The organism is Maribacter sp. ACAM166 (genome assembly GCF_005771495.1).
Taxonomy (GTDB): Bacteria; Bacteroidota; Bacteroidia; order Flavobacteriales; family Flavobacteriaceae; genus Maribacter.
Genome location: NZ_VAUW01000028.1, coordinates 1 through 14,439, shown reverse-complemented (window position 1 = coordinate 14,439; position 14,439 = coordinate 1). Strand labels below are relative to the sequence as shown.

Genomic DNA, 14,439 nt, shown 5'->3' with positions numbered 1-14,439 from the left:
TTGTCTGAGGCACAACACAACATGGTAAAGATAATAAAGGTTTTTAAATAAATGAATTCCCTGTTAATTTCTTACAATAACTAATTGCATATGTACATTTATTGATCTTCTTTGTTCGTATTAAGAAGTAGGTATATCTGTTGTTTTTCATTTAAAGTAAATTGCTTAGAAGCAAACCAATCGTGAATTTCAATCTTTTCATTTTCTATTTGGGCATTGCGAATTGCTTTTAGGGAGACGATATGCCAATGCGTGCCTTTTTTACGGGAAACCGAATACCCCACATCTTCCATAATATAAGATTGCTTAGGCCTATTTATGAGTCGAATCCCATTTTTCAATACCGCAAGTGTCTCTGTTAAACTTGTTACTTCAGAGAATGAATACCTCGCAAAATCGTTAAAACCATTCTGCTCAACATTATAAAGTTTATCGCCAATTTTAAGGTCATCCATAGAATAAAAAAGCTGCAAATTTAAACGGGTATGGTTCGAAATGAAATTAAAATAGTCCATAGTTGTTCACAAAATGGACGTACACTACTAAATAAAAAAGGTTGATTAGGCCATGCCCTTCATGGTCAACACAGTGGTGACCCAAATAATTACAGAAGATAAAAAGATACCAATCGTATTTGCAACAAATGCTTTCCTTCTATCTATCTTAAAAAGATAACTAGCGATACTACCAGCATATACCCCAGTACCAGGCACAGGTAACATAACGAAAAATATAAGCCCGTAAAACCCATACTTTTTTATTTTATTACCAGAGCCTGTTTTCGCTCTTCTGGCAATGAAAAGTGCGTTTTTCTTGTAAAAATGCCATCGTAGTAATGATTTATTAATGGTGTTCAAGAAAAACATCATGATAGGAAAAACTAAAACATTAGCTAAAAAACATACCACAAATACTACGTAGATATCCACCCCATGTAGCAGACCATAGGGTATACCGACCTTGGCTTCCCCCAGTGGTGAGATGCTCCAAAGTGCTGCTATGATCAAATCCTTCAACAAAAGTTTATTTTTAGCGACTGCAAAATTACGTCCTTCTGAAAAGAATTTATCTTATTTAAATCACAAATATTATTAGAATTTCTTTAAAAAATTTTAAACAGCCATTGTTTCAGTCAATTATCTTGATGTAAGCTTCAACCCTTAGTTATTTACGCTAAAAATGCACATAGCGCTACCATAAAATCACTAATTTTAAAAGCTTGCGAAAAACATAAAACTCATATCATTCAAATTATGGATAAAAAAAATTCTAGAAGATCGTTTATAAAACGAGCTTCACTTACCTCAGCGGCCATAAGTACAACCCCTTTCTTATTGGCATCTTCTAAAAATGAACAGCTGCTTTTAAAGCGAACTTATGTCCATCAAGAATTTAGCGTCAATGACCAACTTAATATAGCTTTGATAGGTACGGGTATTCAAGGAATTTATGATACACAATCTGCCCTACAAGTTGATGGGGTTAAATTGGTAGCCGCATGTGACCTATATACGGGTAGGCTTGAACGGGCAAAAGAACTTTGGGGCGAAGATATATTTGTAACCCGAGATTATAGAGAAATTTTAAATCGAACAGATATTGATGCCGTTATCATTGCTACACCAGATCATTGGCACCAAACTATAGCCGTTGCATCGCTAAAGGCAGGCAAGCATGTGTACTGCGAAAAACCAATGGTTCAAAATTTCAAGGAGGGCCAAGAAATTATAAATGCCCAAAAAGATTCAGGGAAAATTTGCCAAATTGGTAGCCAAGGAATGTCCTCACTCGGAAATGAAAAAGCGAAACAATTATATGAAGATGGCGCCATTGGGGATATCGTGATGCTAGATATGTACAATGACCGCTATTCGGCAGAAGGGGCATGGCAATATCCTATTCCCACAGATGCAAATCCAAATACAGTTGATTTTGACACCTTTTTAGGCAATGCCCCGAAAGTACCTTTTGAGCCTAATCGTTTTTTTAGATGGAGAAACTATCAAGAGTATGGCACCGGAGTTGCAGGTGATTTATTCGTTCATGCATTTTCGACCTTGAATTATGTAATCAGTTCCCATGGCCCAAATAGAGCTTTAGCCACTGGCGGACTTCGCTATTGGAAAGATGGTAGGAATGTACCCGATGTTTCTATTACCCTATATGATTATCCAAAAACAGAGACGCACGCTCCTTTCAATGCAGCTTTCCGCATTAATTTTATCGCTGGAAGTGGTGGTGGTGGTGGTTTTAAACTAATTGGTACAGAAGGTGAAATGGAAATAGGTCAAAACTCGGTAACAGTGAACAGGTCTAAACTTGACATGGTACCAGGTGGGTATTCAATGAATTCTTTTACAGAAGAAATGCAGCAGAAAATAAAAAAAGAATACGCTGCTAAAAACCTAGAATCTAGAACTTCAAGTCTTTCTACAGGCACGACTACTTGGCAAGCACCACGTGATTATAAGGGCGGCCATTATGATCATTTCAATAATTTCTTTACAGCCATTAGAAATAATGGAACAGTAGTGCAAGGACCAAAATTTGGTCTTAGAGCTGCAGGTGCGGCACTGTTGGCTAATGAGAGTTTCAATAAAAAACAACCTGTAAACTGGAACCCTACCGAAATGAAACTGATGTAGTCAACTATTCGGTTAATTCGACAAATTGAATGTGACATTTCATATTTTTCACAACTTAAATTAAGGAATCTTAATATCTTATGTTGCCTATATTACACTAAAATAACTGCATGTAATGGAAACTGTTCCTTACATACAGTTATTTAATACTGTTCGTTCTTGTAAACTGCAAAAGAAGGCACAACTCTGCTATTCTTGACGCATCCTGAACAAAAAATTCTGCCAAATATGGCTCTGATGACACTGTCCACTGTAGATGACAGTTAACCCTACCCTCTAAAAGAGGATGTAATAATTCACAATTACTTTGATAGAAGTGGTTGAGCCTAATACTTCAACAAAAGTTAATAATTTTCTTTCATCCAATCATACGGTTTTCTTTTTATCCAAAGACCACGGGTAAAATCAGGGAAATCTTGAGGTTCACCATTATTAGCTATCGAAACCTCTGAAAGAGGTGTAACTGCGCTCCAAGCTGCGGCATCGTAGGCGTCTAATGGCGGGGCAATATTTTGTTTTGCAGATTCCACAAAGGAATTCATAACAAAGAAATCCATACCACCATGACCGGCATCTAATGCATACTCCCCATATTTCTTCCACAATGGATGATCATATTGGTCTAACCAAGATTGTGCTTCATCCCATTTGTGCGGTTCTGACTTTCCATCTACGTATATACGGTTTCCATCAACTTCCCAAAGGCCATTTGCACCTTGAACTCTAAAGCCTAATGAATAAGGTCTAGGAAGATTACAATCGTGGGTGATAATTATTGTTTCACCATTTGCGGTATTGATAGTCGAGGTAATTACATCTCCCTGTTTAAACTTAACTTTTGCATTGGCGTGGTTTTCACCACCCTCTTTAACAATATAATTATGTAACCCTATACCTTTGGAGGCATGTGATGTCATAGACATAAAACGATTGCCCCGATTAATATCTGCCATTACAGCAATTGGGCCAAGACCGTGGGTTGGGTAAACATCTGCATTTCTTTTAACAGAATGTTCGGTACGCCATTTGGCTTCGGAGACACCTTTTTCCCCAAATTCAACACCTTTTCCATTAGGCGATTTACCATCGTTGAACTTTACATGACGCAAATCATGTTGATAACCACATCTAAAATGAACCAATTCACCAAAAATATTCTGCTTCACCATATTTAAAACAGCCAATATATCTCTACGATAATTTACATTTTCTAGAATCATCATATGGGTACCGGTTCGTTCGTGGGTATTAACTAAATCCCAACATTCTTCCAATGTATTCGATGCTGAAACTTCCACCCCAGCGTATTTACCCGCTTCCATAGCATCTACCGTCATACGCGTATGCCATAACCATGGCGTTGCTATAACAACCGCATCTACATCGGTTTGTTCCAAAAGGTTTTTATAGTCCATATCACTTGAACCATAAATCTTTGGTGACTTACCACCAGCACCTACAATAAGTTCTTTAGCTAAAGCTATTCTTGCTTCATCAACATCACATATCGCCGTAACGTTTACATCCTTTCTCAACAACAAATTTTTCAAATGATTGGTTCCTCTAAGCCCTACGCCTATTAAACCAACATTTAATTTATCTGCTGCGCTAAATCGATTACGAGCAAAGCCTGGTACAGCAACCAATCCCATACTTGCGATTGATGTATTTCTTATGAAATTTCGTCTTGATGTCATTATTTAAATAATTAGGAGCTCTGAAAGTATAAAAATTAATTGATTCAGATTAACCAATCGTCAATTTTAAGGACGATACATCTAAATTGAGACATGATTATTAATGGCATTCCCTATTTTTGACATATAAATTAAGAAATCATGACATTACTTTTAATGGCTGCCGGCAGCGGTAGTAGATATGGAAAACTAAAACAGTTTGATGATTTAGGTCCGAACGGTGAATTTTTAATGGAATTCGCCATTTTTGATGCCATTCAGAATAATTTTGAACAGGTAGTCGTCATCACCAAAAAAGAAAATGTTTCCTTTTTGGAAGAACACCTTTCAAAAAGAGTACCAAAAAGCATAAAATTAGATGTGCTCGCACAAGAACTTACAGATTTACCTGATGGAGTTACTTTTACAGGTGAACGTAAAAAACCATGGGGCACGGCACATGCAGTATGGACAGCTAGAAATGTTATTAATGGCCCATTTGTGGTTATCAACGCCGATGATTTTTATGGCCAAGCAGCGTATAAGAAAGCAGCCGATTTCATAAAATCTAATAAAAATGCTTATGCTCTTTTAGGATATACCTTAAAGGATACATTATCTGAGCATGGTTCAGTTTCTAGGGGAGTCTGCGAAGTAGTTGGCGAAAACTTGAAGTCTGTACAGGAACGTCTAAAGTTAGTTCAGCAAGAAGACAGAGTATTTGATGAAGATACTCAATTAGAATTTACAGGGGATGAGCAGGCAAGTATGAATTTCTGGATATGTAGACCTTCAATTTTTAACAAAATAGAATCTGAATTTAGACGCTTCTTAAATGATGAAGACCGTATTGCAAATAGCGAACTTTATATACCATTGATGATACAAGAGATGTTGCAGGCAAATGAAATCGAAGTGAAATGTATTCCTTCTGGGGGAGATTGGTTTGGAGTTACTTATGCCAGTGACAAACAAATAGCAATGGATAGTCTTAAGGAGAAATCCAATTCAGGAAAATATCCAGCTCCTATTTGGAGTTAATGTTTTTTGAAGTTGTACATAATGCCCCATTAAAATTGTTGTTCTATTGGGGCTTTTTACGTTATTGGCGTAAGCAAAATAATTATATCTACAAGGTTGTTGAGCGAAACCAAGTAAACTAAAAAGAGTCCAATCTTTAAAGATTGGACTCTTTTACGAGAACACTATATGAAAATGAAAAAATTTTAATTCGTTTTTTAGTACATAGTAAACTTACAAGTTCCATTGAAAATTAAAAACAAATTGATGTCAACCTCTAAAATTATGTTGAGATATGGGCTATTTTTGTTGTGAACTCAAATTATAGTTATGAAAATTCGTATAAAAGGCGATTCCATTCGGTTTCGATTGACCCAGACAGAGGTTAAAATCCTTTCAGAGAATGGCAAGATTTATGATAGCACTAATTTTGGGAATGTACAGTTTAGTTATAGTGTTATTTTAAATGCGAACATAGATAACCTAGAGGCAAGCTTCAACAATAATCACATTGTCTTAAAGATGCCAAAATCTCTTGGCGATTCTTGGTTTGAGAATGACATTATTACTTTTGACCATACGTTTAAAACCAAGCAAGGAAACGTCTTGTATCTATTATTGGAAAAAGATTTCACTTGCCTAGACAATACCATAGAAGATCAATCGGATAATTATCCTAATCCAAAATTAAGTTAAATTTCATCTTATGAATTTTATAAAAATTCAATACTAGGGTGCTTTTTAACAAAAACAACTACAACCTTTTCCTCTACAATAGCTAAGTTTAAGTTATGGACTCAAATATGCAAAGAAAAGTATCCTTTAGGGGGTCAGAAGATTTTCATGAAATTGAGCTAAAAGCGCCTATTACCCATGCAGCTGGCTATTTGGGCGTACGCGAAGCGCTAAAGCATACTTTTAAGGAAATGGGTGTGCTACGTTCAATGCGAACATTGTTGAGCATGAATCAAAAAGATGGCTTTGATTGTCCTAGTTGTGCCTGGCCTGACCCAGAACATCCTTCACCTATTGCAGAGTACTGCGAAAATGGAGCAAAAGCTTTAGGAGATGAAGCAACTAACAACCATATCGGGGCGAATTTCTTTCAGAAAAATTCAGTCGAGGAATTATCGCTACTATCAGATTATGACCTGAACAAATTTGGCCGTTTGGTAGAACCTATGGTACTAAAACCAGGTAGTGTTCATTATGAACCTATTTCATGGCAAGAATCTTTTGAACTAATTGCATCAGAATTAAAAAAATTAAACAACCCCGATGAAGCCATTTTTTATACCTCTGGAAGATCAAGTAATGAAGCGGCATTTTTATATGGTATGTTCGCACGTGCATTAGGCACTAACAATTTACCTGATTGCTCAAATATGTGCCATGAAAGTAGCGGTGTTGCACTAGGTGAAACATTAGGCATAGGAAAAGGCTCAACAACATTAGAGGACTTGTACGAAGCAGAAGTTATACTCATTGCAGGGCAAAACCCTGGCACAAATCATCCTAGAATGCTTTCTGCCCTTGAAAAATGCAAACAAAATGGTGGTAAGGTCATTAGTATAAATCCACTGGAGGAATCAGGATTGGTAAATTTCAAAAATCCGCAGCATATTAAAGGCTGGATAGGCGGTGGTGAAGACATGGCCGATATTCATTTACCTGTCAACATTAATCAAGATATACCTTTAGTAAAATTGATTTTAAAGAAATTGGCAGCCTTAGACGCACAATCTAGAGATGTATTCGATCATAATTTTATTGAAAAATATACAAATGGCTATGATGCACTAATTTCAGATTTAGAACAATATGATTCCGAAGAACTCCTAAAACAATCAGGGGTATCAGAAAACAAAATTGATGAAACGGTAGCATTATTGGCCAACAAGTCTAAAATAATAGTTTGTTGGGCCATGGGCCTAACGCAACACAAAAATGGTGTTGAAAATATTCGTGAATTCGTGAATCTACTGTTGCTAAAGGGTGCGATAGGAAAACCGAATTCCGGTACTTGTCCCGTTCGTGGGCACAGCAATGTACAAGGCGATCGTAGCGTAGGCATACAGCATTTCGTTGACAAGGAAATGAACGAACGTATAAAAAAGTATTTAGGTTTTACCCCACCCAAACATGAAGGAGTTGATGTCGTTGCATCAATGAAAGCCATGTACGATGGCAAAGCTAAAGTATTTATGTGTCTCGGCGGTAATTTTTTAATGGCTGCATCAGATACGGAATATACTGCTAAAGGAATTCAAAATTGCGACCTTACCGTACAGATTAGTACTAAGCTGAACCGAACACATTTAATCACCGGTAAAACAGCATTAATACTACCAACAATCGGTAGATCTGAAAAAGACATGAAAGATGGCAAGCCACGTCATTTTACAGTTGAAAATAGCATGGGCAGGGTTAAACAGTCTAAAGGCATTTTAAAACCTGCCGCCGAAACCATTATGAGCGAGCCTGAAATTATCGCCAATATAGGGCATGCTTATTTTGGTGACGACCACGCTATGGATTGGAAATTATTAGGAGAGGATTATGAATTGATAAGAACTCAGATAGACCAAGTTGCAAAAGGCTTTGATAAAACCAAGGAACGTTCTAAAGGTGCTGGGTATTACTTGCCAAACAATGTACGTGAATTGGATTTTAGCATGCTCCCAAACGGAAAAGCGCAAATAACAATTAACAGACTACCTGATCATGATTTGGAAAAGGATGAATATATGTTAATGACCATTCGTTCCCATGACCAATTTAATACTACCATTTACGGGCTAGACGACCGTTACCGAGGCGTGTATAATGCACGTAGAGTGATTTTTATGAATCCTGAAGACATGAATGCCGTCGGTTTCAAAAAATTAGATGTAGTCGATATCACGAGTACCTACGATGACACCGTAAGAGTAGCTCATAAATTCAAGGTTGTACCCTACAATATACCTTTAGGTAATTTGGCTTCTTACTTTCCTGAGACCAATGTTTTGGTCCCTTACAACCACTTTGCAGAACGCAGCAAAACTCCCATAAGTAAATCGATAAAGGTGAGATTGGTTAAAAAATAGTTGCCGCAACTCTAAAAGCCAAAATAATTAAGGCAAGCAAACGTAACGCACCAAATACTTTGATAGATTAGAAGGTTTATCCTCCTAGTATTTATTATATAAAAGTAAAGCTCCTATCCCTAGATTAAAAAAATAATCATAACCAAAAATGGTGCTGCCTTTAAAGGTCTTATAGATAAGGAAAACGTTTTAGATAAAGACCGCTTCATTTTTTTTAAAGTTTATTTGGGTCAAGTTTTACGGGCTAAAACAAGGGATTAAATATTTACGGATATTTCGTCTGAACCTTTACCGATAATTTTCAATGGAAAAGTCATTTTCTAAGATTTGGCATGTTTACGATAACTATATTCCTAAAAAGAACCGTAAACGATTCTGAAAAATGGATTTCCCGATTTCCATAAAACCAAAACTCAAAAAAAGCAAGCATAAAAAAGCCGATGTTTCCATCGGCTAGGCTATTACAAAACATGCACACATCTTACCAGTGTGATTCAAAGATAGATGGAGATTTCTCAATACATGTTGCGGTAATTAAAACAAACTATTATGTTATTGAAAAGCAGGCATACCCGTAATATCCGCGCCTGTAATCAACAAATGAATATCGTGGGTGCCTTCATAGGTGATGACACTTTCTAAATTCATCATGTGTCGCATAATACTGTATTCCCCAGTGATTCCCATAGCCCCTAAAACTTGCCTTGCTTCACGGGCTATTTTTATAGCCATATCTACATTATTTCTTTTTGCCATTGAAATTTGTGCGGTAGTTGCTTTTCCTTGGTTCTTTAGTTGTCCCAAACGAAATGCCAATAATTGCGCTTTCGTAATTTCGGTAATCATTTCGGCCAATTTCTTTTGTTGCAATTGTGTAGCAGCAATGGGTTTACCAAATTGAATCCGCTCTTTGGCATACCTCAAAGCAGTATCATAACAGTCCATTGCAGCGCCGATTGCTCCCCATGCGATTCCGTACCTAGCAGAATCCAAGCACCCTAAAGGTGCGCCTAAACCTGTTTTGTTCGGCAATAAATTCTCTTTGGGAACTTTTACGTTATCAAAAATTAATTCACCAGTGGCCGAAGCTCTTAACGACCACTTATTATGTGTTTCTGGAGTCGTAAAGCCCTCCATTCCTCGCTCTACAATTAGACCGTGAATACGACCTTCTTCATTCTTTGCCCATACTACGGCAATATCAGCAAAAGGAGAATTGGATATCCATAATTTAGCCCCGTTGAGTAAATAATGGTCACCCATGTCCTTATATTTGGTTTCCATGCCACTTGGGTTTGAACCATGACTAGGTTCTGTAAGTCCAAAACAACCCATCATTTCGCCGGTAGCAAGTTTTGGCAAGTATTTCTTACGTTGCTCTTCTGTACCATAGGTATAAATCGGGTACATGACCAATGATGACTGCACAGAAGCTGTAGAACGCACCCCACTATCCCCTCTTTCAATTTCTTGCATGATGAGCCCGTAACTAATCTGGTCTAATCCTGCTCCTCCATATTCTTCTGGAATATAGGGGCCAAAAGCACCTATTTCTGCCAGCCCTCCTAAAATCTGCTTGGGGAATTCTGCTTTTTGCGCATATTCCTCTATTATAGGAGATACATCTCTTTTAACCCATTGTCGCGCTGCATCACGTACTAACAAATGTTCTTCGGAGAATAAATCATCCAAATTATAATAGTCTGGTGCTTCAAATAAATCAGGTCTCATATCAATGCTTTTATCAAAGGTAAATAAAGAAATATAACATTACGCAAACCTAAAGTTACATTTTTAAATAAAAATTTTTTGTCAAGTTCTTGTAATCAGAAGTATAGCAATGCCTTTCTGTTTCAATAATAAGTTCACTCACATCGTAGGTCTGTTCTAGTTTGGTGAACTCCAACAAAGTTCGCTTGAAATCAGCTGCAGAATTACCTTTCACATTTAAACAGCGCTTTGGATATAAACCCAGAGCTACTGCCATACCAATAAAATCATCTTTTCCTTTATATGGGATTATAGTGGCAAAAATTCCATTTTCTGCCAATAAAGACGACACTCCTTTTAATAGTTCATCGAAAGGTAGAAATTCGTTTTGCCTTGCACGGTCTCGTTGCAAATTACCCGAAGTAACATTCTCAATATAGAATGGTGGGTTGCAAACTATCAATTCATACACGTCTTCTATTTCATCAACGAACTCATCTAAACCCGAATGGTAACAATAAAGACGGTCACCCCAAGGTGACATCTCGAAATTATCTACACATTGTTCGTATGCATCCGAATCAATCTCAATGGCATCAATCACCTCGGCGGTACTTCGCTGAGCCAACATCAGAGCAATCACCCCAGTACCGGCGCCAATGTCCAAAATGGACACGGGGTTATTGTGGACATCAGTCCATGCACCAAGCAATACTCCGTCAGTGCCTATTTTCATTGCACAACGGTCTTGCTTAATCTCGAATTGTTTAAATTTAAATGGTTCGTTCACTATTTTGAAAATTTGCAATACACTTTAAGAACAATGACCTTATCGTTAGACCAGCTACTCATTAAAACGACTCTATAAGCGTTACAAGTTGAAACAATAACAGACTACTTTATTCATCGTTATTATTCAAAATTCTACTTTTAGATTCGGTCAAATAACTTCTACCAATAGTATATCGAATTCCACCAATTTCTACACTATTACCTTCAACAACACGTACTTTATCTATTGCAATAGTATAAGACCTATGGATTCTTAAAAAGTTATCTCCAGGCAATTCAGCAGTAAAACTACTAAGTGTTCTATGTATTATATATTTAGCAGCAGGTGTTATAATACTGATATAATCTTTAAGACTTTCAATAACCATTATTTCATCGAGAAAAATTTTCTGTAATTTCTTTTTATCAACCTTAACAAAAATACTTGGTTTTTCTTCTTTATCGATTACCGTTTTACTGACCCCTTGTTTAAGACCAATAACCCTATTTACAGACTTAAAAAAACGTGGTAATGATATTGGTTTTACCAAATAGTCAATTGCTTCAAGCTCAAAACTTTTTAACGCATGTTCTTCATGTGCAGTAGTCATTATGACAAAAGGTTTTTTATGCAGTGTACTCAAAAATTCCAACCCATCGAGAAAGGGCATATTAATATCTAGGAACATTAGGTCCACTTGGTTATCTATTAAATATGTAGACGCATCCATAGCATTAGAAAAAGTGCCTTCCAATTGCAATTCCTTCAGTCTAAGAATATAATTCTTAATAATATTTACTGCCAATGGCTCATCATCTACAACTATTACTTTCAATATCATATGACCTTAAGTTTTAGAATAACATTAAACATTTGATTTTCTTCAAAAATCGATAATTTAAAATCGGTCTTTTTATACCCAAGTTCCAACCGCTTTTTAACATTTGAAAGTCCTATACCTCCCTTTTTAATCGGATAAACCAATGCCCTATTGGCGTTAGGTATTGTATTCGACACCTTAAAATTCATAAATCCATCGAAAACTTTCAAGTCAATATAAATCTTCATTTCTCCTATATTCTTACTAGCTCCATGCTTAAAACAATTTTCAACAAGAGGAATCAATAACATGGGGGCAATCTTATAATTATCAAGGTTTCCAGAAATATTCATTTCTATTTTTAGAGTGTTGTCAAATCTTATACGCTCCAAATCTATATAATTCCTAATACAATTTATTTCACTTGTTAAATCTTGCCGTTGTTTTTTCGTTGCGTACAACAAGTACCTCATAAGCTCAGATAATTTTAGGATTACTTCGGGAGCCAAATCAGATTTTTCTAAAGTTAGAGAATATATGTTATTTAACGTATTAAAGAAAAAATGCGGTGATACTTGGGATCTTAAAAAACGTAATTCCGTTTTTAACTGCCTTTTTTCTAAATCGTGAAGTTTACTACTTTCTCGCAACCAATCAATCGTTAGCTTTATGGCCGTGAAAAATGAAATTACATATACTTCCCCTATCATGGTTTGAACCGCATAACCCATAGTTAAACTATTTACCTCTTCAGGCCCTTCTGGCATTACATCTGTACTCACCAAATAGTACGTTAAATTGTACTTAAACAACAACATTATAAAAAGTGACGAAAGAATAAAAACAGTATAATGAACGTATTTTTTGTTATAAATGAATTTTGGCATTAAATAATACGCATTGACATAAGCCAATAGCATATGAATAGGAAAACCAATTAAATTGGTTTTTAAGGAAAGAATAAAATCATTATGAAGACTACTCCATCGAAAAGTGTTGAACACAAAATAAACTAGCCAGAATAAAATATGGTGCCAAATTTTTATCCCACTATCACCTGTAGAATTAACCTTTCTCAGAAAATTCACTATTCTAATATCCATAAACACAAATCAATATATTTTTTGTTCCCGTAATTGACGTTTAGCACCAATCTGAAGTTGTTAGGCTAAATATATTCACGCTTACAAAAATATTAAATATTATTTAAGGCACTATTCGAACAATCAATTGTTGCTAAAAATACTTAAAAACTACAATGGACTAATTTTTAATTTAAAATCTAAGGATAGTATAGAATGGATTTGATTTTGGAATACCAAAAAATATTTAACTTCCAATTCGGACAAAAAGGATTTGAAATAATATAACGGGGTATAAATTAGTCAGTTTTCATCAGAAATATTAATGCGATTTAACGGCACTCTCCAAGATAAGTATGCTGGACAGTAATAAAATTTTACAAATGGTACAATTGAAAAAAAACGCTCAAAATACAAAAAAGGTGCCATTCTAAATGCAAGTAGATCTAGTGGGTCGGTGGTGAAATCAGCTGATTACGATTCAGATGGGGATATGGACCTCTTTATTGGAGGCAGACACACCCCTCATCAATACCCAACTCCTACAAGTAGTATGTTACTGATAAATGAAAATGGGTAATTACACAATATTACAGAAACATTGGCTCCACATTTGGCAGATATAGGTATGGTAACCGATGCTATTTGGAGCGATTATGATAATGATACTGACTTAGACCTAATTATAGTTGGAGAATGGATGCCGATTACCATTTTAGAAAACAATGGTAGAACCCTATCAAAAATTGAAATTGAAAGTTTTAATACATCATACGGTTGGTGGTTTAGCATCGAACAAGGCGATTTTGATAATGATGGAGATATGGATTACGTTGCAGGCGACCTTGGTCTTAATTATAAATATAAAACTAGTACCGACAAGCCATTTGATATGTATTACAATGATTTTGATGCGAATGGAAATAGCGATATCGTACTAGGCTACTATAATAAAGATAAGCATTATCCTTTAAGGGGTTTCTCTTGTTCATCTGAACAAATACCGGCATTAAAGAAAAAAATAGTAAAATACGATGCTTTCGCTTCAATGGAATTAAAAGATGTCTATGGAGATGAAAAGCTAAATAATTCGCTGCATTATCGAACAGATACGTTTGCTTCGGTTTATATAGAAAATATGGGCAATGGTCCGTTTAAGATCAAAGAATTACCTAACGCAGCACAACTTTCCAATATCAATGATATGCTCGTAAAGGATTTTAACCATGATGGTTCACTTGATATCCTCGCGATAGGAAATCTATACGCTTCGGAAATAGAAACCCCTAGAAACGATGTAGGAACAGGCCCCCTGATACTAGGTGAAGGCAACGGGTTGTTTAAGGTACGGCGAGGTTCTGAAATTGGATTTTACGCTGCCAAGGATGCCAAAAAAATGGGGTCATTATCCAAAGGAACTGAATCATATATATTGATAGGAAACAATGATGATATTCTTCAGTTTTTTGAAATTCAAAAAAACTGATTCCTTAAACATTCTAAGTTCAAGTCATAAGTGCAACACGAATATTTAAAACAGATGGGGCTAGCCCCATCTGTTTTAGGCTCAATATTTATATTCGTTTTGATGAAACATTACAAACAATTGACCTTAGAGCAAAGGT

General features: G+C 35.9%; 12 protein-coding genes. 5 read left to right on the top strand and 7 right to left on the bottom strand.

What is annotated here, in order from left to right:
- Positions 1 to 98: 98 nt before the first annotated feature.
- Together ES765_RS15770 and ES765_RS15765 are read right to left on the bottom strand one after the other, a co-directional pair.
- Complete coding sequence (locus ES765_RS15770) at positions 99 to 455, bottom strand: pyruvate kinase (RefSeq protein ID WP_138115274.1); 357 nt, start codon at positions 453 to 455, stop codon at positions 99 to 101.
- A gap of 105 nt (positions 456 to 560) precedes the next feature.
- Positions 561 to 1,019 carry a COG2426 family protein gene (locus ES765_RS15765; protein ID WP_138115273.1) on the bottom strand — a complete coding sequence of 153 codons (459 nt, stop codon included), beginning with the start codon at positions 1,017 to 1,019 and terminating at the stop codon, positions 561 to 563.
- Between the two features lie 234 nt (positions 1,020 to 1,253).
- On the opposite strand from ES765_RS15765, the gene ES765_RS15760 reads away from it, so the two are divergent.
- Entirely contained in the window at positions 1,254 to 2,645 is a 1,392-nt protein-coding gene (locus tag ES765_RS15760) for a Gfo/Idh/MocA family protein (RefSeq protein ID WP_138115272.1), read from the top strand.
- A gap of 344 nt (positions 2,646 to 2,989) precedes the next feature.
- Here ES765_RS15760 and ES765_RS15755 read toward each other — a convergent pair whose 3' ends face one another.
- Entirely contained in the window at positions 2,990 to 4,342 is a 1,353-nt protein-coding gene (locus tag ES765_RS15755) for a Gfo/Idh/MocA family protein (RefSeq protein WP_138115271.1), read from the bottom strand.
- A gap of 141 nt (positions 4,343 to 4,483) precedes the next feature.
- Here ES765_RS15755 and ES765_RS15750 point away from each other — a divergent pair, with 141 nt between their 5' ends.
- The 3 genes from ES765_RS15750 to ES765_RS15740 all read left to right on the top strand — a co-directional run bounded on the left by ES765_RS15750 (position 4,484) and on the right by ES765_RS15740 (position 8,430).
- Positions 4,484 to 5,362 carry an NDP-sugar synthase gene (locus tag ES765_RS15750; protein ID WP_249356507.1) on the top strand — a complete coding sequence of 293 codons (879 nt, stop codon included), beginning with the start codon at positions 4,484 to 4,486 and terminating at the stop codon, positions 5,360 to 5,362.
- A 309-nt stretch (positions 5,363 to 5,671) separates the two neighbouring features.
- A complete protein-coding gene (locus ES765_RS15745; RefSeq protein WP_138115270.1) occupies positions 5,672 to 6,037 on the top strand; it encodes a DUF7009 family protein in 366 nt (121 codons plus the stop codon).
- Between the two features lie 107 nt (positions 6,038 to 6,144).
- Positions 6,145 to 8,430 (top strand): FdhF/YdeP family oxidoreductase, encoded by a 2,286-nt coding sequence (locus tag ES765_RS15740; RefSeq protein ID WP_410504686.1) that lies wholly within the window; start codon positions 6,145 to 6,147, stop codon positions 8,428 to 8,430.
- 552 nt (positions 8,431 to 8,982) lie between these two features.
- On the opposite strand, the gene ES765_RS15735 is transcribed toward ES765_RS15740, so the two are convergent.
- The 4 genes from ES765_RS15735 to ES765_RS15720 form a co-directional block, all read right to left on the bottom strand.
- Positions 8,983 to 10,161, bottom strand: a complete 1,179-nt coding sequence (locus ES765_RS15735) for an acyl-CoA dehydrogenase family protein (RefSeq protein ID WP_138115268.1) — start codon at positions 10,159 to 10,161, stop codon at positions 8,983 to 8,985.
- Positions 10,162 to 10,216: 55 nt separating this feature from the next.
- Positions 10,217 to 10,930: a tRNA1(Val) (adenine(37)-N6)-methyltransferase gene (locus ES765_RS15730; protein WP_212744249.1), complete on the bottom strand. Its 714-nt coding sequence runs from the start codon at positions 10,928 to 10,930 to the stop codon at positions 10,217 to 10,219.
- A 109-nt stretch (positions 10,931 to 11,039) separates the two neighbouring features.
- Positions 11,040 to 11,753 carry a LytR/AlgR family response regulator transcription factor gene (locus ES765_RS15725; protein WP_138115266.1) on the bottom strand — a complete coding sequence of 238 codons (714 nt, stop codon included), beginning with the start codon at positions 11,751 to 11,753 and terminating at the stop codon, positions 11,040 to 11,042.
- Positions 11,750 to 12,835 carry a sensor histidine kinase gene (locus tag ES765_RS15720; RefSeq protein WP_138115265.1) on the bottom strand — a complete coding sequence of 362 codons (1,086 nt, stop codon included), beginning with the start codon at positions 12,833 to 12,835 and terminating at the stop codon, positions 11,750 to 11,752. The genes ES765_RS15725 and ES765_RS15720 overlap by 4 nt, the downstream gene beginning before the upstream one ends.
- A gap of 580 nt (positions 12,836 to 13,415) precedes the next feature.
- Between ES765_RS15720 and ES765_RS15715 the strand changes: the two genes are divergently transcribed.
- Complete coding sequence (locus ES765_RS15715) at positions 13,416 to 14,300, top strand: FG-GAP repeat domain-containing protein (protein ID WP_138115264.1); 885 nt, start codon at positions 13,416 to 13,418, stop codon at positions 14,298 to 14,300.
- Positions 14,301 to 14,439: the final 139 nt, after the last annotated feature.

What these genes read in the sequence shown, in the direction of transcription:
- ES765_RS15770 (WP_138115274.1), bottom strand. Translation starts at nt 455, where the DNA reads ATGGATGACCTTAAAATTGGCGATAAACTTTATAATGTTGAGCAGAAT.
- ES765_RS15760 (WP_138115272.1), top strand. Translation starts at nt 1,254, where the DNA reads ATGGATAAAAAAAATTCTAGAAGATCGTTTATAAAACGAGCTTCACTT.
- ES765_RS15755 (WP_138115271.1), bottom strand. Translation starts at nt 4,342, where the DNA reads ATGACATCAAGACGAAATTTCATAAGAAATACATCAATCGCAAGTATG.
- ES765_RS15750 (WP_249356507.1), top strand. Translation starts at nt 4,484, where the DNA reads ATGACATTACTTTTAATGGCTGCCGGCAGCGGTAGTAGATATGGAAAA.
- ES765_RS15745 (WP_138115270.1), top strand. Translation starts at nt 5,672, where the DNA reads ATGAAAATTCGTATAAAAGGCGATTCCATTCGGTTTCGATTGACCCAG.
- ES765_RS15740 (WP_410504686.1), top strand. Translation starts at nt 6,145, where the DNA reads ATGCAAAGAAAAGTATCCTTTAGGGGGTCAGAAGATTTTCATGAAATT.
- ES765_RS15735 (WP_138115268.1), bottom strand. Translation starts at nt 10,161, where the DNA reads ATGAGACCTGATTTATTTGAAGCACCAGACTATTATAATTTGGATGAT.
- ES765_RS15725 (WP_138115266.1), bottom strand. Translation starts at nt 11,753, where the DNA reads ATGATATTGAAAGTAATAGTTGTAGATGATGAGCCATTGGCAGTAAAT.
- ES765_RS15720 (WP_138115265.1), bottom strand. Translation starts at nt 12,835, where the DNA reads ATGGATATTAGAATAGTGAATTTTCTGAGAAAGGTTAATTCTACAGGT.